The organism is Streptacidiphilus anmyonensis (assembly GCF_000787855.1).
GTDB lineage: Bacteria > Actinomycetota > Actinomycetes > Streptomycetales > Streptomycetaceae > Streptacidiphilus > Streptacidiphilus anmyonensis.
This window is the reverse complement of the sequence record NZ_BBPQ01000002.1, coordinates 231,224-250,839: the sequence shown is the minus strand read 5'-3', so window position 1 is coordinate 250,839 and position 19,616 is coordinate 231,224. Positions and strand designations below refer to the sequence as shown.

Genomic DNA, 19,616 nt, shown 5'->3' with positions numbered 1-19,616 from the left:
GGATGCGTGCGTTCCCGCTGAACGAGGCAGACCGGTTACGGGCCGCGAGCGCTGTTCGCTCCGCGTTCACCCTGCTGAACACGGCGTTTGTCCCGACACGGCCCCCCGCCGCAATAGCGGAGATATGGAGCGTCTAAGGTGGCGTGGTACTGCTGAGCTTCATCAACCAGGGGTGTTCGTGACCGCCGTCGAATCCCGTCCGGCCGGTCTGGTCGAGGGGACCCCCGGGCATCGGCCGCTGACGGCCCGCCTCGGGGCCTTCATCGCACTGACCAAGCCGCGGATCATCGAGCTGCTGCTGATCACCACCGTTCCGGTGATGTTCCTGGCCCAGCGCGGTGTCCCGGACCTGCTGCTGGTGCTGGAGGTCGTCGTCGGCGGCTACCTGTCCGCCGGTGGCGCCAACGCCCTCAACATGTACATCGACCGCGACATCGACGCGCTGATGACGCGCACCGAGCGCCGCCCGCTGGTGACCGGCATGGTCTCCCCCCGTGAGGCGCTGGTCTTCGGCATCGCGCTGGCGATCGGCTCGACGCTGTGGTTCTGGGCCCTGGTCAACCCGCTGAGCGCGGCGCTCTCGCTGGCGGCGCTCCTTTTCTATGTCGTCGTCTACACGATGGGCCTCAAGCGCCGGACGGCGCAGAACATCGTCTGGGGCGGGATCGCCGGCTGCATGCCGGTCTTCATCGGCTGGTCCGCCGTCACGAACTCGCTGTCCTGGCCGCCGGTCGTGCTCTTCCTGGTCATCTTCTTCTGGACGCCGCCGCACTACTGGCCGCTGTCGATGAAGGTCAAGGACGACTACGCGAACGCCGGCGTGCCTATGCTGCCCGTCCTCGCCACGAACGAGGCCGTGGCCAAGCAGATCGTCGCCTACAGCTGGGTCATGGTCGCGGTCTCGCTGGCGCTGTGGCCGCTGGGCCACACCAGCGTGGTCTACCCGGTCACCGCGGTGGTGCTCGGCGCGCTGTGGCTGAAGGAGGCGCACGGGCTGCTGTCCCGCGCGAAGGCCGGGATCGTGGGCGCGAAGCTCAAGGAGATGCGGCTGTTCCACTGGTCGATCACCTATCTGACGCTGCTGTTCGTCGAGATCGCGATCGACCCGTTCCTGAAGTAGTTCTTCCCCCTGGGCCCCGATGTGCAATAACGCACATCGGGGCCCAGTCGTGTGTCGGCATACCGCTGAGTAATCTGCTGTCTATGACCACCGAAGAGACCACCGCCGTCCTGTCTCCCAGGGACGAGAAGCGCGCGCAGCGCATCGCCAAGAACGTCAAGGCCTTCGCCGCCGCGCACGGTGGCAGCGCGGACGGCGTCGTCGAGTACGTCGGCAAGATCGCGACCCGGATCGCGCTCGTCGGCGCGGACGGTCAGTGGGGCGACCAGGTCGCCCCGTCCATGGCCGTGGCGGAGCGCGCGGTGGAGCTCGCGGGCGTCACCAAGCACGACAGCTTCGAGGGCGAGCTGGGCCTGAAGGTCAAGACCGGCGAGTACGAGTGGCGCCGCATGGCCGGCATCCAGATCTGAGAGTCCCCGGACACGCGAGAGCCCCCCGGCCAGCGGTCGGGGGGCTCTCGCGTATCCGGTCGTATCCGGTCGTATCCGGCTGTCAGGCGGTCGCCACCAGCGCCTCGATGTCGGCGGGCCGGTCCAGCGAGCCGACGTGGGGCCGCACGCGCAGCGAGAGGTGCAGCCGCAGCACGGCGACCCAGCACAGCGCCGCGCCGAGCATGTGGATGCCCACCAGCAGCTCCGGCACGTGGGTGAAGTACTGGACGAAGCCGAGCACGCCCTGCGCCAGCAGCACGACGAGGAAGCCCTTGGCCAGGCGGCGCGGAGCGGCCGGGGCGTCCACCGCCATCAGCACGAAGATGAGGGCGACGGCCAGGCCGACGGAGATCATGGCGAAGTCGGCGTGGAACTGGGTGATCTTGTCCCAGTTGAACGGCATCCGCTTGACGTCGCTGCTGTCGCCCGGGTGCGGGCCGGAGCCGGTGACCAGGGTGCCGGCGGCGATCAGCAGCGCCGTCACGGCGACGGTGACGCGGGACAGGTGGATGATCGGGCGGCCGACCGTGCGTACCGGCTCGCCGTCGCCCTCCCGGGTGCGCTGCCACATCGCCAGCGAGGCGAGGATCTGCAGCATCGACAGCAGGAAGTGGCAGGAGACCACGTAGGGGTTCAGGTGCGTCAGGACCGTGATCCCGCCGACGACCGCGTCGCCGACGATGATCCAGAACTGGAACCACCCGAGGCGCGTGACCTCCCTGCGCCACGGCTTGGCGCACCGCGAGGCCAGGATCGCGAGGCCGACCACGATGCAGATGACGTCGGTCAGCATGCGGTTGCTGAACTCGATGACACCGTGGACGCCCATGGCGGACGTCGGCGCGAGCGTCGTCGAGGTGCAGGTCGGCCATGTCGGGCAGCCGAGGCCCGAGCCCGTGAGGCGGACCGCGCCGCCCGTCACGATGATCAGCACGCTGCACACCAGCGTGGCCAGCGCCGCGCGGCGGACCCACTGGTCCGGCACGGTCACCCGCTCGGCGAGGTAGGAGAAGGGGGTACGCACGACGTCCATCGTAGGTGTCGCTTTTCGAGAACTTTGCCCGGGGTGACGCGTCCCACGAAAGCCGATGTCAGGCCGTCGTGGGACGCGTCACGCGCGGGGCGCCCCGCCGGGCCGTCAGGCCGTGTGGCGACCGCGGCGCTTGCGCACCACCAGGACCGCCGCGCCGCCGAGCAGGACGCAGCCCGCGCCGACGCCCGCGATCACCGGGGTCGCGCTGCTGGCGCCGGTCTCGGCCAGCGGCGGGTGCGAGGGCGAGGAGGACGGGGTGGGCGCGGGCGACGGCAGGTGGCTGCCGCCGGTGGGCCGGCAGGTCAGCGCGCCGGTGAAGGTCCTGCTGAAGTTCGGGCCGGTCACGGTGATCGTGTACTTCTGGCCCTCCTTCTCCTTGACCAGCACGGTCCTGGTCGCACCCGGCGCGACGGTCACCGAGGTGGCGCCGACCTTCGCGGTCCAGGGCTGGTCGCCGCCGTTGGTCAGGGTGACGTCGACGCCGCCCTGCCCGCAGTTCTCCTCCGCGCTCGCGGCCGGGACGGATCCCTGCGGGGCCCACTGCGCCTGCGCCGACGCCGTGACCGAGACCGGCGCGGTGCCCGCGAGGATCATCGTCTGGCTGGAGCCGTCGACGGCCTTGAAGGCGCGGCCGACCGGCAGGGCGGTGGTGGTCGACGCGTCCAGCTCGGCGGAGCCGGCCGCGGCGCCCTTGGGCACGTCGACGTAGAGCTTCTCGCCGTTGACCGCGCCGGTGACGGGCTTGCCTGCGCCGTCGACCAGCTTCACGCCGGCCGGGCCGCTGAGCGCGACGTCGACGGAGGAGCCGCTGGTGGTGACGGTCACCGGGCCGAGCATCCCGCTGCGGCCGGCGACGGAGGCGGGGGAGAGGGCCAGCGAGGGGGCCGGCTCGGCGGTGTCCTGGGCGTGCTGCTCCAGCCAGGCGGTCAGCTCGGCGGCGTCGTGGTTCTCCGGCTGCGCGTCGACGTGGTCGGAGTAGTGCCAGATCGCGGCCTGGGTCCCGGCGGCGGCCTGGTCGTCCGTCAGGCCCGGCACGCCGATGTCGCCGCCCAGCACCGAGGGGGAGAGCACCGGGTAGGAGTGCTGCAGGATCCACTGGATCTTGCCGCGGTCCGGGTTCTGCGAGAGCGTCGACTGCGCCCAGCCGGTCTCCCGGTACTGGACCCCGTCCTGCGTGTCGTGGTGCAGGTCGATGCAGTAGACGGCGAGCTGCCGGCCGCCGTCCTGGAGGGCGACCGTGCCGCCGTAGGCGACGCCGCCGTCCACGTCGACCTTGCCGGCGTGCAGGAAGCCGCCGAGCACCGCGGTGGCGCCGCCGTCCTGGTCGGCGTGCGCCGTGCCCGCGACCGCCGGCGACGAACCGAGCGCGAAGACCCCCGCGGTCAGCAGGCCCGCTGCGACGCGGACCGCCCCTCCACGGGCCGAGAATCCCAACATCCTGTTACGTACCTCTCCCCTTGCGCGGACCGAGGCGCCGACCGCTCGGTCCACGCCATGCCCAGGAAGCGTTCTTGGACATGTCAAATCCGGCGGGATGCGGCTGGGCCGTCACAGCGCTCTCGGTGATGGCGGGATCGTAGTGACTCCTGAGTAGTCGTGCGAGCGGTTCGGCAGCTTTTCTGAGGGACTGTTACATGCGTGCCGAAGACGCCCGATCTGACGGGTTGTCCGCCGGCGTGAAGATAACAAATGGACTCAATCGTTCCGGACAAAAGGGATATCCCACGACGATTGCGACCGCAGAACGTTGACACTTCGTTCACATCTTCCTTACGTTCCAAGCTCGCGGTGGTGCGTGTGAGGCTGCCGTTGCACCTGAGCACGACAAGGGGAGGCGCGGTCATGCGCGTACTGGTCACCGGCGGGGCAGGATTCATCGGCTCGCATCTGTGCGAGCGACTGATCGCGCGCGGGGACCAGGTGGTCTGCGTGGACGACCTCTCCTCCGGCCGTCACGACAACATCGCCGACCTGCTCGGCTCGGACCGCTTCGAGTTCCTGCACCAGGACATCACCGAACGGCTCGACGTCGAGGGCTCGGTGGACGCGGTGATGCACCTGGCCAGCCCCGCCTCCCCGCCGGACTACCTGCGCCGGCCCCTGGAGACCCTCGCCGTCGGCAGCCGCGGCACCGAGAACGCCCTGCGCCTGGCCCACCGCCACGGCGCGCGCTTCGTGCTCGCCTCCACCAGCGAGGTCTACGGCGACCCGGCGATCCACCCGCAGTGCGAGGACTACTGGGGCAACGTCAACCCCGTCGGCCCGCGCAGCGTCTACGACGAGGCGAAGCGCTACGCCGAGGCGGTCACCTTCGCCTACCGGCGCGCCCTCGGCGTGGACACCGGCATCGTCCGCATCTTCAACACCTACGGTCCGCGCATGCGCGCCGACGACGGCCGCGTCGTCTCCAGCTTCCTGGTGCAGGCGCTCAGCGGCGAGCCGCTGACCATCTACGGCGACGGCAGCCAGACCCGCAGCTTCTGCTACGTCGACGACCTGGTCACCGCCCTGCTCGCGATGATGGAGAGCGGCGAGGCCGGTCCCATCAACTGCGGCAACCCGCAGGAGCGCACGGTGGCCGAGCTGGCCACGCTGGTCGGCGAGATCGCCGGATGCCCGGTGGTGACCGAGCATCACGACCTGCCGCAGGACGACCCGACGCGCCGCCGCCCCGACATCGCCCTGGCCCGCACCCGCCTCGGCTGGTCCCCGCAGATCGAGATCGAGGACGGACTGCGGCGCACCGCCGCCTGGTTCGCTTCCCGCCCCGAGGAGGTCGCGGCCGCCGCCGCCGACCTGCGCGGCGGTCAGCTGGGCGCGCCGCACGACGCCCAGCCCGGCGGGCACGACCAGCACGCCGCCCTGCTGGCCGGCTGAGCCGGGGCCGTCCGTGGTGATGTCGTCGCCTTCGCGACAGGACGAGAGCCGCCGGTCCGCGTCCGACCCGCTGGCCCTGGAGATCCGCGAGCTGTCCGGCGGCAACGTCAGCGACATCCGGCCCAGCGGCCCCACCTTCGGCGACAAGCTGGAGCTCCGGGCCCTGGACGCCGGCCTGATGACGCCCGCGCTGCGGCGCGGCGACCGGATCCAGATCGCGCTGATGTCCGTCGGCTGGATGGTCTGCTTCGTCTTCTTCTGGCAGTGGTGGCTCCAGCCGCAGAACCGCAGCAGCTGGACCGGCATGGTGCTGAACAGCGCCGTGCTGCTCTACGTCACCGCGATCCCGCTCTACTTCCTGCTGTCGGTGGCCTGGCTGCGCAAGCCGGACCCGAAGTCGCCGGTGCCGGAGCTGCGGGTGGCGTTCGTGGTGACCAAGGCGCCGTCGGAGCCCTGGGAGACCGCGCGCCGCACGCTCGAGTGCATGCTGGCGCAGGACTACCCGCACGCCTACCACGTCTGGCTGGCCGACGAGGACCCCACCGACGAGGTCGTCCAGTGGTGCCGGGACCACTACGTGGGCATCTCCACCCGCAAGGGCGTCGAGGCGTACCACCGTGCCACCTGGCCGCGGCGCACCCGCTGCAAGGAGGGCAACCTCGCCTACTTCTACGACGGCTACGGCTACGAGTACTACGACGTGGTCGCCCAGCTCGACTGCGACCACGTGCCCGAGCCCGGCTACCTCGCCGCGATGGTGCGCCCGTTCGCCGACCCCGCCGTCGGCTACGTCGCGGCGCCCAGCATGTGCGACGCGAACGCGGACGTCTCCTGGGCCGCGCGCGGCCGCCTCTACCGCGAGGCCGTCTGGCACGGTCCGGTGCAGCTCGGCCACAACGGCGGTCTCGCGCCGATGTGCATCGGCTCCCACTACGCGGTGCGGACCCAGGCGCTGCGCGAGATCGGCGGCATCGGTCCCGAGCTCGCCGAGGACTTCTCCACCACCTTCCTGCTCAACTCGGCGGGCTGGCAGGGCGCCTTCGCCATCGACGCGGAGGCGCACGGCGACGGTCCGCTGACCCTCGCGGACGCGCTGACCCAGGAGTTCCAGTGGTCGCGCAGCCTCACCACCGTGCTGTTCGGCCTGCTGCCGCGGCATCTGCCGCGGATGCGCGGCGCGCTGAAGGTGCGGTTCGGCTTCTCGCTGGTCTACTACCCGCTCAACGCCACGGTGCTGACGTCCGGGCTGCTGCTGGCGCCGGTCGCGGTGCTGCTGGGCATCCAGTGGGTGCACATCGACTACCTGTCCTTCGTGCTGCACATGGCCTCGGTCTCGGTCTGGCTGCTGCTGCTGGTCCGGCTGCTTAGGCGGCGCGGCCTGCTGCGGCCGGCCTCGGCGCCCGTGCTCAGCTGGGAGAACTGGCTGTTCACGCTGACCGGTTGGCCGTACGTGGTGCGCGGCGTGGTGGCGGGGGCGATGAGCGTGATCCGCCCGAAGCAGATCACCTTCAAGGTCACCCCCAAGGGGTTCGACGGCATGCCCGAGCTGCCCGCCAAACTGCTCACCCCCTACCTGGCCTTCACGCTGTTCCTCTCGTCGGTGGCCCTCTACGGCGAGTACCGCGGCCACGTCCTCGGCTACGTGCTGCTGTGCATCTTCGCCGCGACCTCCTACAGCGCGGTCAGCGTCCTGGTGCCGCTGCTGCACATCCGCGAGGCGGCGCGGGCCGCCGGGGCGCGGTGGAGCAAGGCGCTGCGCACCGCGCGGCTGCCGCTCGCCCTGGGCCTCGCCACCCTGGTTCCGCTCGGCTTCGCGGTGGCGCACTACGTGCCCCACATCGCGGCCGTGCTGAACGTGCACCTGCCCTAGTCGATCCCACCGGCCAGAACTCCGAGAGGCCAGACCAGAGATGTCAACGCGTTCCGAGTCCGCCCCCACGGTGCTGGTCACCGGCGGGGCCGGTTTCATCGGCAGCCACACCTGCGTGGAGCTGCTGCAGCACGGCTACCGGGTCGTCGTCGTGGACGACCACTCCAACAGCTCGCCCGAGGCGCTGCTGCGGATCGAGAAGACCGCCGGCCGGTCCCTGGACGCGGTGCACATCCTCGACATGCGCGACGCCCGGGCCCTCGCCGAGGTCTTCACGGCGCACCGGATCGACGCGGTGGTGCACTTCGCCGCGAAGAAGGCGGTCGGCGAGTCGGTGCAGATCCCGCTCGACTACTACGAGGTCAACGTCGGCGCGACCGTCTCGCTGCTACGGGTGATGCGGGAGCACGGCGTGGAGCGCCTGGTCTTCTCCTCGTCCTGCTCCATCTACGGCGACGCCCGTCCGGTGCCGCTGGACGAGAACGAGCCGGCGCGCCCCACCAACCCGTACGCCCGCTCGAAGTGGATGTGCGAGCAGGTCCTCGCCGACACCTGCCGGGCCTGGCCTGAGCTCTCCGCGCTGGCGCTGCGCTACTTCAACCCCGTCGGGGCCCACCCGTCCGGCCTGCTCGGGGAGGACCCGCGCGGCGTCCCCAACAACGTCATGCCCTTCGCCATGCAGGTGGCGGTCGGACGCCGGGAGCTCCTGAGCGTCTTCGGCGGCGACTACCCGACCGAGGACGGCACCGCGGTGCGCGACTACATCCACGTCGTGGACGTCGCCGACGGTCACCGGGTGGCGCTGGAGCAGTTGGGCGTCCGGCCCGACGGGGACGGCACGTCCGGCACGTCCGGCACGTCCGGCGCGTCCGGCCCGGCCGGAGCGGCCGGCGCCGGCCTGCGGGTGCTGAACCTCGGCACCGGCGTGGGCACGTCGGTGCTGGAGCTGGTCGCGGCCGTCGGCCGCGCCTGCGGACAGCCGATCCCGCACGAGATCGTCGGACGCCGCGAGGGCGACGTCACCCGCCTGGTCGCCGACCCCGGCGCGGTCGCCGCCGCATGGGGCTGGCGGACCACGCGCACCCTCGACGACATGTGCGCCGACGCCTGGCGCTTCCAGCAGGCGAACCCCATGGGCTACGGCGCCTAGCACCGCGCCCGCCTCTCTGCGAACCATCCGCCTGAACCACCGGCTGAGGAGAACAACCATGCGGATCACCGTCATCGGGACCGGCTACCTGGGCGCGGTGCACGCGGTCTGCATGGCCCAGGCCGGTCACGAGGTGCTGGGCCTCGACCTGGACGCCGCGAAGATCGACGCCCTGTCGTCCGGGCGGGCGCCGTTCTTCGAGCCCGGCCTGCCGGAGCTGCTCGCCGAGGGGCTGGCCTCCGGCCGCCTGGCCTTCACCACGGACCCGGCCGAGGCCGCCGCCTTCGGCGAGGTGCACTTCCTCTGCGTCGGCACCCCGCAGCAGCCGGGCTCGAACGCCGCCGACCTGCGCTACCTGCACGCCGCGGTCGAGTCGCTCGCGCCGCACCTGCACCGGCCCTGCCTGGTCGTCGGCAAGTCCACCGTCCCCGTCGGCACGGCCGCGGCCCTCGCGGCGAAGCTCGCCGAGCTCGCTCCGGTCGGAGCCGAGGCCGAACTGGCCTGGAACCCGGAGTTCCTGCGCGAGGGCTTCGCCGTGGAGGACACCCTGCGGCCGGACCGGCTCGTGGTCGGCGTCACCGGCGAGCACGCCGAGGCGGTGCTGCGCGAGGTGTACGCCCCGGTCCTGGCGCTCGGCACGCCGTGGATCAGCACCGACCTGGCCACCGCCGAGCTGGTCAAGACGGCCGCCAACTCCTTCCTGGCCACGAAGATCTCCTTCATCAACGCGATGGCGGAGATCTGCGACGCCACCGGCGCCGACGTCACCACGCTGGCGGACGCCATCGGCCACGACGCCCGCATCGGCCGCCGCTTCCTGGACGCCGGGCTCGGCTTCGGCGGCGGCTGCCTGCCCAAGGACATCCGCGCCTTCCACGCGCGGGCGCAGGAGCTCGGCGTCGGCTCGGCGCTGGACTTCCTGGGCCATGTCGACACGATCAACCTGCGGCAGCGCACGCGTACCGTCGACGCCGCCCGCGAGCTGCTGGGCGGCGGGTTCGCCGGTCGGCAGGTCACCGTCCTCGGCGTCACCTTCAAGCCGGACAGCGACGACATCCGTGACTCGCCGTCCCTGCACGTCGCCCGGATGATCGCGGCCGAGGGCGCGGAGGTGCGCGTGCACGACCCCGAGGGTCTGGCCAACGCCAAGTCCGCGCACCCCGAGCTGGAGTGCGTCGACTCGGTCGAGGACGCGTGCGCGGGCGCCGACCTGCTGCTGCACCTGACGCCGTGGCGTCAGTACCGCGAGCTGGACCCGGCCGAGGTCGCGACCTGGGTACGCGCCCCGCGTCTGCTGGACGGCCGCAACGCCCTGGACGCCTCCCGCTGGGCCGCGGCCGGCTGGACCCTCCGCCTCCTCGGCAAGCCCGCCCCGTCCCCGGTCGGCTGACCCCGCCTCAGCACCGACCTCGGCCCGGCCCCCGCCTCCCGGCGGGACGCCGGGCCGTGTCGCGTCCGCCAGGCGGCGATTCGCGCCGGGCCGGAGTCGGCCGGTGGGGGAGACGGCCCTGTGGGAGACGCTCCGCCGAATCCGAGGGCCCCGGATTGCGGCTTCGCCGCGCCGCGGCCCCCGTCGCCCCAGCCCCTCGTCGCCTCGTGGCGGGGGCCGGGGCCTCGGCAGGTGGTCCGCCCGTCAGGGCGTCAGCTCGTGGGCTGGGCCGCGCCGACCGCGGTGGCCTCGGTGATCGGGGTGCCGAAGTAGTCGGACGGGCCCGGGTCCTGCTCGAAGAGGGCCTTCAGGTCCAGGCCGGCCGTGCCGAGGGCGGAGCCGGCGGGGAGCTCGGGGGCCAGGGTGCGGGTCGGGTCCCAGGACGCCGCGCGGGTCCACAGCAGCTTGGCCGGGGCGATCGTCGCGGAGGGCTTGCCCTGGGCGAGTTCCTGGCCGTTCGCGGCGCGCCAGGCCGTCAGCGAGGCGTAGGTCTGCGCGCCCCAGGTGACCTTCCAGGACGCGGCCGGGGTGTCGTACTCGTTGCCCTGGAGCACCAGTTCCGACGTGGTGTACGCCTGGTGCGAGTCGGCGACCTCGCCGCCGCGCGGTGAGAGCAGGTTGTCCCGGACGGTGGACTGCGTGATGTGCAGGCCGAACTTGAGCAGCGGGGCCCTGGAGCCGGCCTTCGTCTGGACCACGGTGTTGTGGTGGACGTCGATCCCGCTCAGCCAGCCGGACAGGTCGACGGAGCCGTAGCCGGCGAACTTGCGGGAGTCGTCCTTGCTCACGTTGTAGCGGATCGTGTTGCGCAGTGACGGCTGGGTTTTCACCGCCGAGAAGTCCATGTAGCCGGGGCCGTCGTTGTCGAAGGAGAGGTTGGCCTGGACGACGGAGTCGGTGGTGTTGCGGTCCAGGTCGAAGCCGCCGCCGTCGGCGCTGCCACCGGTGTGGTTGTCGTGCGCGACGTTGTGCTGCATCACGACGTGCGTCGCGTCGTAGGCCCAGATGCCCACCGGGCCGTTCGCGGCCACGCCGTGGGTGCCGTTGCCGTAGGCGACGCAGCCCTGGACGGTCGCGCCGTCGGCGCTGCCGACGGCGATGCCGCTGCCGGAGTTGCTGGTTTTGTTGTGCGGGTCGCCGAGGTTCGCGTACGCCTGGACGCCGGTGATCCGCAGGTCCTGCACCGCGTACCGCGGCGCGGCGGGATCCAGCGGGGCGCCGTAGCTGACCAGTCCGTTGTCACGGTTGGCGTGCAGGGTGCTGTCGCTCACCTCGACGTCGCGGAAGCCGACCGCGTCGGTCCCGGCGCTGACGGCGATCCCGTCGCGGAAACCGGAGACGTCGACGCGCGCGACGGCGACATGGGCCAGCCGCTGACCGGTGGTCAGGTCGGAGAAGACGTCGATGCCGGCCGCCAGGCTCGTGCCGACCCCGGGGCCGGTCAGCACCAGGTCGTGGATCTCCACGCCGGCGGTGTCGAAGACCGACACGGCAGGGGTGTCCGTCCCCACGACGGTGGCGCGGCCGCTCCCGTACGAGCCGACCTCGACGGGCTTGGCGGCCTGGCCGGCCTCCCCGGCCTTGAGCGTCAGATGGCCGGTGAACCGGTCCCCGCCGTGCAGCAGCAGTCGCTCGCCGGGTTTGAAGTCGTGCTGGTCGACGCGGGACAGCGTGCGCCAGGCGGTCGCGGGAGAGGTGCCCGCAGCGTCGTCGCTGCCGGTCGCGCTGACGTAGTACGTCGGCTCCTGCGGCCCGGTGGACGCGGCGCTGGCGTCGCCGTGGTTCTCGATGGCGAGGTTCACGCCGAGGACGGCCAGTCCCGTGCCGACCAGCAGCACCAGCGTGCGACGGCGGGGATTGCCGCGAAAGGGTTGGAACCAGGCGTGCCGACCCGACGGTCTCGGACCGTCCTGGGTGCCACCGCGCTCCGGGTGAGAGGACTCGGTCACCGGTGCCACCCTCCTGAACGTGCTCCGGGCGCGGGCAGTTTTTCAGGTCACCGCAGCGGCCGTCAACGCGGGTCCGAACGCCGGTCCATATGACGTGAGCACGGCTTTTGCCGTGAGGGCCGTCCTACTCCCAGCGGAAGAAGCGCGCCGCCGCAGCCAGTCCGACGACGGCCCAGACGGCCAGGATGCCGAGGTCCCCCCAGGGCATCGCCGCGCCCTGCTGGAGGACGGCGCGCAGGCCGTCCGAGAGGGCGCTGATGGGCAGCGCCTCCAGGACCGGGCGGACGGCGGAGGGGAACTTCGACAGCGGGACGATCACGCCGCCCGCGAGGAGCAGCAGGATGAAGACCAGGTTCGCGGCGGCGAGGGTCGCCTCCGCCTTCAGGGTGCCCGCCATGAGCAGGCCGAGGCCGGAGAAGGCCGCGGTGCCGGCGACCAGCAGCAGCAGGACCGCGAGAGGGTTGCCCTGCGGGCTCCAGCCCAGGGCGAAGGCGATGGCCGTCAGCAGGACGACCTGGAGCACCTCGGTGACCAGCACGCTGCCGGTCTTCGCCGTCATCAGCGCCCAGCGCGGCAGCGGGCTGGCGCCGAGGCGCTTGAGGACGCCGTAGCGGCGCTCGAAGCCGGTCGCGATGGCCTGGCCGGTGAAGGCGGTGGACATCACGGCCAGCGCCAGCAGGCCCGGCGCGAGGAAGTCGACGCGCTTGCCGGGGCCGGTGGTGGTGACGATGTCCACGGCGCTGAACAGCACCAGCAGCACGCTCGGGATCACGACGGTGAGCAGCAGCTGCTCGCCGTTGCGCAGCAGCAGCTTGGTCTCCAGCGCGGTCTGCGCGCGCAGCATGCGGCCCAGCGGGGCCGCGCCCGGGGCGGGGGTGTAGGTCGTCACGCGCGCAGGTCCCGTCCGGTGAGTTCGAGGAAGACGTCTTCGAGGGTGCGGCGCTCGACCGAGAGGTTCTCCGGGAGCACGCCGGCCTGGGCGCACCAGCTGGTCACCGTGGCGAGCAGCTGCGGGTCCACCGGGCCCTCGATCAGGTAGCTGCCGGGGGTGAGCTCGGCGGCGGAGGAGCCGTCCGGCAGGGCCTTCAGCAGCGCGCCGAGGTCCAGGCCCGAGCGGCCCTGGAAGCGCAGGGTGTTCGCGGCTCCGCCGCGGCAGAGCTGCTCCGGGCTGCCCTGCGCGATGACCTTGCCGCCGTCGACGATCGCGACGTCGTCGGCGAGCTGCTCGGCCTCGTCCATGTGGTGCGTGGTGAGCACGATGCTGACGCCGTCGCGGCGCAGGTCGCGGACCAGATCCCAGGTCGCGCGTCTGGCCTGCGGGTCGAGCCCGGCGGTCGGCTCGTCCAGGAAGACCAGCTCCGGGCGTCCGACGACGGCCATCGCCAGCGCGAGCCGCTGCTGCTGGCCGCCGGAGAGCCGCCGATAGACGGTCCGCCCGCAGGAGCCGAGGCCGAGGCGCTCGGCGAGTTCGTCGACGTCGAGGGGGTCCGCGTGCAGCGTGGCGGTGTGCCGCAGCATCTCCATCGCCCGCGCGCCGGGGTAGACGCCACCCGACTGGAGCATCACGCCGATCCGAGGCCTCAGCTGCGACGCCTGGGCCACCGGGTCGAGACCGAGCACGCGGACGGTGCCCGCGTCGGGGCGGCGGTAGCCCTCGCAGGTCTCGATGGTGGTGGTCTTCCCCGCGCCGTTCGGCCCGAGGACGGCGGTGAGGCTGCCACGGGCGACGGTGAGGTCCAGCCCGTCGACGGCGGTCTTGGCGCCGTAGCGCTTGGTGAGACCCCGGATCTCGACGGCGGGGGCGTGGTCAGGCATGGGGACGAGTCTACGAACCGCCGGGCCGCGTCCGGCAGATTAGGTAACCCTTAGTGACGGAGTGCACTTTCCGCGCCGACCAGCGCCGCTTGTCTGTCCTGAAGGAATTACGCAACAATGGTGTTGTGAAAAACGTGCGCGAGATGGCTGAGGGGCACGAGGCGGTCGATGCGACCGCCCGCGTCACGTCGTCGCGCGAACGTGTGGCCCGGTCCATCCTCGACCACGGCCCCTCCAGCGCCGCCGACCTCGCGGAGCGCCTCGGCCTCACCCAGGCCGCCGTCCGCAGGCACCTCGACGCGCTGACCGCGGCCGGCCTCGTCACGTCGCGCGAGCAGAAGGTGTACGGCCACCGCGGTCGCGGACGCCCCGCGCGGGTGTTCCTGCTGACCGACTCCGGCCGCAGCACCTTCTACCAGGCCTACGACCAGCTCGCCGCCGACGCCCTCGGCTTCCTCGCGGAGGCGGCCGGCGGCGGCGAGAAGGGCAAGGAGGCCCTCGCCGCCTTCGCCCGCGCGCGGCTCGCCCGCGACGCCGAGCGCTACCGCAGCACCCTCGGGGACTGCGGGGACGCCGAGGCCAAGGCCCAGGCCCTGGCAGGCGCGCTCACCGAGGACGGTTACGCTGCCACGGTGCGCAGCGCGCCGCTCGGGGAGCAGCTCTGCCAGCACCACTGCCCGGTCGCGCACATCGCCGAGCAGTTCCCGCAGTTCTGCGAGGCCGAGACGGAGCTGTTCTCGCAGCTGCTGGGCACCCACGTGCAACGCCTGGCGACGATCGCCCACGGCGACGGGGTCTGTACGACCTTCGTCCCCAGGGCGGCCCCGCCACCGCATACCGAGACCACTACGACGAACGACGCAACCGCCGCTCCCGGGAGGAACCCCGCATGACCACCACCGCTCACCCGGAGCTCGATGGCCTGGGCAAGTACGAGTTCGGCTGGGCCGACTCCGACGCGGCTGGCGCCGCTGCCAAGCGCGGTCTGAACGAGGACGTCGTCCGGGACATCTCGGAGAAGAAGAACGAGCCCGAGTGGATGCTGAAGCTCCGCCTCAAGGGCCTGAAGCTCTTCGACAAGAAGCCCATGCCGACCTGGGGCTCCGACCTCACCGGCATCGACTTCGACAACATCAAGTACTTCGTGCGCTCCACGGAGAAGCAGGCGGAGTCCTGGGAGGACCTGCCCGAGGACATCAAGAACACCTACGACAAGCTGGGCATCCCGGAGGCGGAGAAGCAGCGCCTGGTCGCCGGTGTCGCAGCCCAGTACGAGTCCGAGGTGGTCTACCACCAGATCAACCAGGAGCTCGAGGCGCAGGGTGTCATCTTCATGGACACCGACACCGCGCTGAAGGAGCACCCGGAGCTGTTCCAGGAGTACTTCGGCACGGTCATCCCGGTCGGCGACAACAAGTTCGCCTCGCTGAACACGGCCGTGTGGTCCGGCGGATCGTTCATCTACGTGCCGAAGGGCGTGCACGTCGAGATCCCGCTGCAGGCCTACTTCCGGATCAACACCGAGAACATGGGCCAGTTCGAGCGGACGCTGATCATCGTCGACGAGGACGCCTACGTCCACTACGTCGAGGGCTGCACCGCCCCGATCTACTCCTCGGACTCGCTGCACAGCGCCGTCGTCGAGATCATCGTCAAGAAGGGCGGCCGCTGCCGCTACACGACGATCCAGAACTGGTCGAACAACGTCTACAACCTGGTCACCAAGCGCGCAGTGGCGTACGAGGGCGCGACCATGGAGTGGATCGACGGCAACATCGGTTCCAAGGTCACCATGAAGTACCCGGCCGTGTACCTGATGGGCGAGCACGCCAAGGGCGAGACGCTCTCCATCGCGTTCGCGGGCGAGGGCCAGCACCAGGACGCCGGCGCCAAGATGGTGCACATGGCGCCCAACACCTCCTCCAACATCGTCTCCAAGTCGGTGGCGCGAGGCGGCGGCCGCACCTCCTACCGCGGCCTGATCGAGATCGGCGAGGGCTCCAAGGGCGCCAAGTCCAACGTGCTCTGCGACGCCCTGCTGGTGGACACGATCTCCCGCTCCGACACCTACCCGTACGTCGACGTCCGCGAGGACGACGTCTCCATGGGTCACGAGGCGACGGTCTCCAAGGTCTCCGAGGACCAGCTCTTCTACCTGATGAGCCGCGGCCTGACGGAGTTCGAGGCGATGGCGATGATCGTCCGCGGCTTCGTGGAGCCGATCGCCAAGGAGCTGCCGATGGAGTACGCGCTGGAGCTCAACCGGCTGATCGAGCTGCAGATGGAGGGGGCTGTCGGGTAACGGCCTGACGTCTCCGATCTGCCCTTAGTCCTTTCCAGAAAGCGAGTAGCACGACAGCCATGGCTGACGTCACCACCACCCCCGGAGGGTCCACCACCTCCGGCTCGATCCAGGTCGCCGGTGTGCCCGGCGAGTTCTCCACCTCCCAGCCGGGCGACGCCCGCAACGAGGCCGTCGCCTCGTACGACGTCGCCGACTTCCCGGTCCCCGGCGGCCGTGAGGAGAACTGGCGCTTCACGCCGCTGCACCGCCTGGGCGGCCTGCACGACGGCACCGCGGAGGCGACCTCCGGCGCGATCAAGGTCGACGTGACCGCCCCCGAGGGCGTCCTCGTCACCGCGGTCGAGCGCGACGACGCCCGGGTGGGCGCCGCCGGCAAGCCGGTGGACCGCGTCGCGGCGCAGGCGTTCTCCAGCTTCGGCAAGGCCGGCCTGGTCTCCATCCCGAAGGACGCGCAGCTCACCGAGCCGGTCCGGATCACCATCCACGGCCAGGGCGGCGTCGCCTACGGCCACCAGGTGATCGAGGTCGGCGCGTTCGCCGAGGCCGTGGTCGTGATCGAGCACACCGGCGACGCCGTGCTCGCCGCCAACGTCGAGTACCTGATCGGCGACGGCGCCAAGCTGACCGTCGTCTCCGTCCAGGACTGGGAGGACACCGCCGTCCACGTCGCCCAGCACACCGCGCTGGTCGGCCGCGACGCGACCTTCAAGTCCGTCGTCGTCACCTTCGGCGGCGACTTGGTGCGCCTGCACCCGCGCGTGGTCTACAACGGCACCGGCGGCGAGGCCGAGCTCTACGGCCTGTACTTCGCCGACGCCGGCCAGCACCTGGAGCACCGCCTCTTCGTCGACCACGACACGCCGCACTGCCGCTCCAACGTCGCCTACAAGGGCGCGCTGCAGGGCCAGGACGCGCACGCGGTGTGGGTCGGCGACGTGCTGATCCGCGCCGAGGCCGAGGGCACGGACACCTACGAGCTCAACCGCAACCTGCTGCTCACCGACGGCGCGCGGGTCGACTCGATCCCGAACCTGGAGATCGAGACCGGCGAGATCGTCGGCGCCGGCCACGCCTCCGCGACCGGCCGCTTCGACGACGAGCAGCTGTTCTACCTGCAGTCGCGCGGCATCCCGGCCGACGAGGCGCGCCGCTTGGTGGTCCGCGGCTTCTTCGCCGAGCTGGTCCAGCAGATCGGCCTGCCGGAGCTCCAGGAGCGCCTGATCGAGAAGATCGACGCCGAGCTGGAGGCCACGGTCGGATGAGCAGCAACGGCTTCGTGCGCGTCGCCGCGCTGAGCGAGCTGGAGGAGGACACCCCGAAGCGGGTCGAGATCGACGGCGTCCCCGTCTCGATCGTCGCCGCCGAGGGCGAGGTCTTCGCCGTCAACGACATCTGCTCGCACGCCAACGTGTCGCTGTCCGAGGGCGAGGTGGAGGACTGCATGATCGAGTGCTGGCTCCACGGCTCGCGCTTCGACCTGCGCACCGGCAAGCCCTCGGGCCTCCCCGCGACCCGGCCCGTCCCCGTGTACCCCGTAAAGATCGAAGGGGACGATGTGCTCGTCTCCGTCACCCAGGAGTCCTGAGTCCATGGCAACGCTTGAAATCCGCGACCTGCACGTCTCCGTCGACGCCGAGAACGGCCCGCGCGAGATCCTCAAGGGCGTCGACCTGGTCGTGAAGCAGGGCGAGACCCACGCGATCATGGGCCCGAACGGCTCCGGCAAGTCGACCCTGGCCTACTCGCTGGCCGGCCACCCGAAGTACACCATCACCTCCGGCGAGGTGCTGCTGGACGGCGAGGACGTGCTGGCCATGTCCGTGGACGAGCGCGCCCGCGCCGGCGTCTTCCTGGCCATGCAGTACCCGGTCGAGGTCCCCGGCGTCTCGGTCTCCAACTTCCTGCGCACCTCCGCCACCGCGATCCGCGGCGAGGCCCCCAAGCTCCGCACCTGGGTCAAGGAGGTCAAGGAGGCCATGGCCGACCTCCAGATGGACCCGGCGTTCGCCGAGCGCAACGTCAACGAGGGCTTCTCCGGCGGTGAGAAGAAGCGCCACGAGATCCTGCAGATGGAGCTCCTCAAGCCGAAGATCGCGATCCTCGACGAGACCGACTCCGGCCTCGACGTCGACGCGCTGCGCATCGTCTCCGAGGGCGTGAACCGCGTCCGCGAGACCGGCGAGGTCGGCACCCTGCTGATCACCCACTACACGCGCATCCTGCGCTACATCAAGCCGGACTTCGTCCACGTCTTCGCCGGCGGCAAGATCGTCGCCTCCGGTGGCCCCGAGCTGGCCGACCAGCTGGAGGAGAACGGCTACGAGCAGTACGTGAAGGGCGGTGCAGCCGAGTGATCCCCACCTCTCGAACGCTGGACGTGGACGCGATCCGCAAGGACTTCCCCGTCCTGTCGCGGATCCTGCCGAACGGCAAGCCTCTGGTCTACCTGGACAACGCGGCCACCTCGCAGAAGCCCAGGCAGGTCCTCGACGCGCTGACGGCCTACTACGAGCTGCACAACGCCAACGTCCACCGCGGCGTGCACACGCTCGCCGAGGAGGCCACGGCGCTGTACGAGGGCGCGCGTGACGCCGTCGCGTCCTTCATCAACGCGCCGAGCCGCGACGAGGTCGTGTTCACCAAGAACGCGTCCGAGTCGCTGAACCTGGTCGCCAACATGCTCGGCTGGGCCGAGGAGCCGTACAAGGTCGACGCCGACTCCGAGATCGTCATCACGGAGATGGAGCACCACTCCAACATCGTGCCGTGGCAGCTGCTGGCGCAGCGCACCGGCGCGAAGCTGAAGTGGTTCGGTCTGACCGACGACGGCCGCCTCGACCTGTCCCACATCGACGAGATCATCACCGAGAAGACCAAGGTCGTCTCGTTCGTGCTGGTCTCCAACATCCTGGGCACCGTCAACCCGGTCGAGGCGATCGTCCGCCGCGCCCAGGACGTGGGCGCGCTGGTCGTGATCGACGCCTCGCAGGCCGCCCCGCACATGGTGCTGGACGTGCAGGCGCTGGAGGCCGACTTCGTCGCCTTCACCGGCCACAAGATGCTGGCCCCGACCGGCATCGGCGTGCTGTGGGGTCGCCAGGAGCTGCTGGAGGACCTCCCGCCGTTCCTGGGCGGCGGCGAGATGATCGAGACCGTCTCCATGCAGTCCTCGACCTACGCCCCCGCGCCGCACAAGTTCGAGGCGGGCACCCCGCCGATCGCGCAGGCGGTCGGGCTGGGCGCGGCCATCGAGTACCTGAACGGCGTCGGCATGGACGCGATCTGGGCGCACGAGCACCGGATCACCGAGTACGCCCTGCAGCGCCTCCAGGAGGTCCCGGACCTGCGGATCATTGGCCCGACCACGGCCGAGGACCGCGCTGCCGCGATCTCCTTCACCCTGGGCGACATCCACCCGCACGACGTGGGCCAGGTGCTGGACGAGCAGGGCATCGCCGTGCGTGTCGGCCACCACTGCGCGCGCCCGGTCTGCCTGCGCTACGGAATTCCGGCGACCACGCGAGCGTCGTTCTATCTGTACTCCACCGAGGCGGAGGTGGACGCCCTGATCGACGGGCTGCACCACGTCCGCGCCTTCTTCGGTTAGTCGGCTGGTCAGTCGGATGAGGAGCGGCGG

General features: G+C 71.2%; 17 protein-coding genes. 12 read left to right on the top strand and 5 right to left on the bottom strand.

The features are described 5' to 3' along the window. Positions 1-178 precede the first annotated feature (178 nt). Entirely contained in the window at positions 179-1,120 is a 942-nt protein-coding gene (locus TR50_RS03700; protein WP_042414564.1) for a heme o synthase, read from the top strand. Between the two features lie 83 nt (positions 1,121-1,203). Next, positions 1,204-1,530: a hypothetical protein gene (locus tag TR50_RS03695; protein ID WP_152648234.1), complete on the top strand. Its 327-nt coding sequence runs from the start codon at positions 1,204-1,206 to the stop codon at positions 1,528-1,530. 82 nt (positions 1,531-1,612) lie between these two features. Here TR50_RS03695 and TR50_RS03690 read toward each other — a convergent pair whose 3' ends face one another. Further along, a complete protein-coding gene (locus tag TR50_RS03690) occupies positions 1,613-2,584 on the bottom strand; it encodes a COX15/CtaA family protein (RefSeq protein WP_042413865.1) in 972 nt (323 codons plus the stop codon). 105 nt (positions 2,585-2,689) lie between these two features. Continuing rightward, positions 2,690-4,021, bottom strand: coding sequence for a thioester domain-containing protein (locus TR50_RS03685; RefSeq protein WP_042413863.1), 1,332 nt, complete (start codon positions 4,019-4,021; stop codon positions 2,690-2,692). Between the two features lie 405 nt (positions 4,022-4,426). On the opposite strand from TR50_RS03685, the gene TR50_RS03680 reads away from it, so the two are divergent. The 4 genes from TR50_RS03680 to TR50_RS03665 are packed head-to-tail and all read left to right on the top strand — an operon-like array spanning position 4,427 to position 9,871. Beyond that, entirely contained in the window at positions 4,427-5,461 is a 1,035-nt protein-coding gene (locus tag TR50_RS03680) for a UDP-glucuronic acid decarboxylase family protein (RefSeq protein WP_063774984.1), read from the top strand. A 19-nt stretch (positions 5,462-5,480) separates the two neighbouring features. Further along, positions 5,481-7,331, top strand: coding sequence for a glycosyltransferase family 2 protein (locus tag TR50_RS03675; RefSeq protein WP_042414556.1), 1,851 nt, complete (start codon positions 5,481-5,483; stop codon positions 7,329-7,331). 40 nt (positions 7,332-7,371) lie between these two features. Next, the gene (galE, locus tag TR50_RS03670; protein WP_174514799.1) at positions 7,372-8,481 is read left to right on the top strand and encodes a UDP-glucose 4-epimerase GalE; all 1,110 of its coding nucleotides are present in this window, start codon (positions 7,372-7,374) and stop codon (positions 8,479-8,481) included. Positions 8,482-8,539: 58 nt separating this feature from the next. After that, a complete protein-coding gene (locus TR50_RS03665; protein ID WP_042413859.1) occupies positions 8,540-9,871 on the top strand; it encodes a UDP-glucose dehydrogenase family protein in 1,332 nt (443 codons plus the stop codon). A gap of 251 nt (positions 9,872-10,122) precedes the next feature. Here the strand turns inward: TR50_RS03665 and TR50_RS03655 are convergent, their stop codons facing one another. The 3 genes from TR50_RS03655 to TR50_RS03645 form a co-directional block, all read right to left on the bottom strand. After that, entirely contained in the window at positions 10,123-11,859 is a 1,737-nt protein-coding gene (locus tag TR50_RS03655; RefSeq protein WP_052440667.1) for a right-handed parallel beta-helix repeat-containing protein, read from the bottom strand. Positions 11,860-11,983: 124 nt separating this feature from the next. Next, on the bottom strand, positions 11,984-12,703 hold the full coding sequence (locus TR50_RS03650; protein ID WP_042414540.1) for an ABC transporter permease: 720 nt from the start codon (positions 12,701-12,703) through the stop codon (positions 11,984-11,986). A 41-nt stretch (positions 12,704-12,744) separates the two neighbouring features. Beyond that, a complete protein-coding gene (locus tag TR50_RS03645; protein ID WP_042413854.1) occupies positions 12,745-13,674 on the bottom strand; it encodes an ABC transporter ATP-binding protein in 930 nt (309 codons plus the stop codon). 143 nt (positions 13,675-13,817) lie between these two features. Between TR50_RS03645 and TR50_RS03640 the strand changes: the two genes are divergently transcribed. Genes TR50_RS03640 through TR50_RS03615 form a run of 6 tightly spaced genes read left to right on the top strand, consistent with a single transcriptional unit; the run spans position 13,818 to position 19,586 of the window. Beyond that, positions 13,818-14,567 carry a helix-turn-helix transcriptional regulator gene (locus tag TR50_RS03640; protein WP_042414537.1) on the top strand — a complete coding sequence of 250 codons (750 nt, stop codon included), beginning with the start codon at positions 13,818-13,820 and terminating at the stop codon, positions 14,565-14,567. Further along, positions 14,564-15,976, top strand: a complete 1,413-nt coding sequence (sufB, locus tag TR50_RS03635) for a Fe-S cluster assembly protein SufB (protein ID WP_042413852.1) — start codon at positions 14,564-14,566, stop codon at positions 15,974-15,976. The genes TR50_RS03640 and sufB overlap by 4 nt, the downstream gene beginning before the upstream one ends. A gap of 59 nt (positions 15,977-16,035) precedes the next feature. After that, the gene (sufD, locus tag TR50_RS03630) at positions 16,036-17,241 is read left to right on the top strand and encodes a Fe-S cluster assembly protein SufD (RefSeq protein ID WP_042413849.1); all 1,206 of its coding nucleotides are present in this window, start codon (positions 16,036-16,038) and stop codon (positions 17,239-17,241) included. Next, entirely contained in the window at positions 17,238-17,564 is a 327-nt protein-coding gene (locus TR50_RS03625) for a non-heme iron oxygenase ferredoxin subunit (RefSeq protein WP_042413847.1), read from the top strand. The genes sufD and TR50_RS03625 overlap by 4 nt, the downstream gene beginning before the upstream one ends. 4 nt (positions 17,565-17,568) lie before the next feature. Further along, positions 17,569-18,333, top strand: a complete 765-nt coding sequence (gene sufC, locus TR50_RS03620; RefSeq protein WP_042376018.1) for a Fe-S cluster assembly ATPase SufC — start codon at positions 17,569-17,571, stop codon at positions 18,331-18,333. Next, positions 18,330-19,586 carry a cysteine desulfurase gene (locus TR50_RS03615; RefSeq protein WP_042413842.1) on the top strand — a complete coding sequence of 419 codons (1,257 nt, stop codon included), beginning with the start codon at positions 18,330-18,332 and terminating at the stop codon, positions 19,584-19,586. Before sufC ends, TR50_RS03615 begins: the two co-directional genes overlap by 4 nt. Positions 19,587-19,616: the final 30 nt, after the last annotated feature.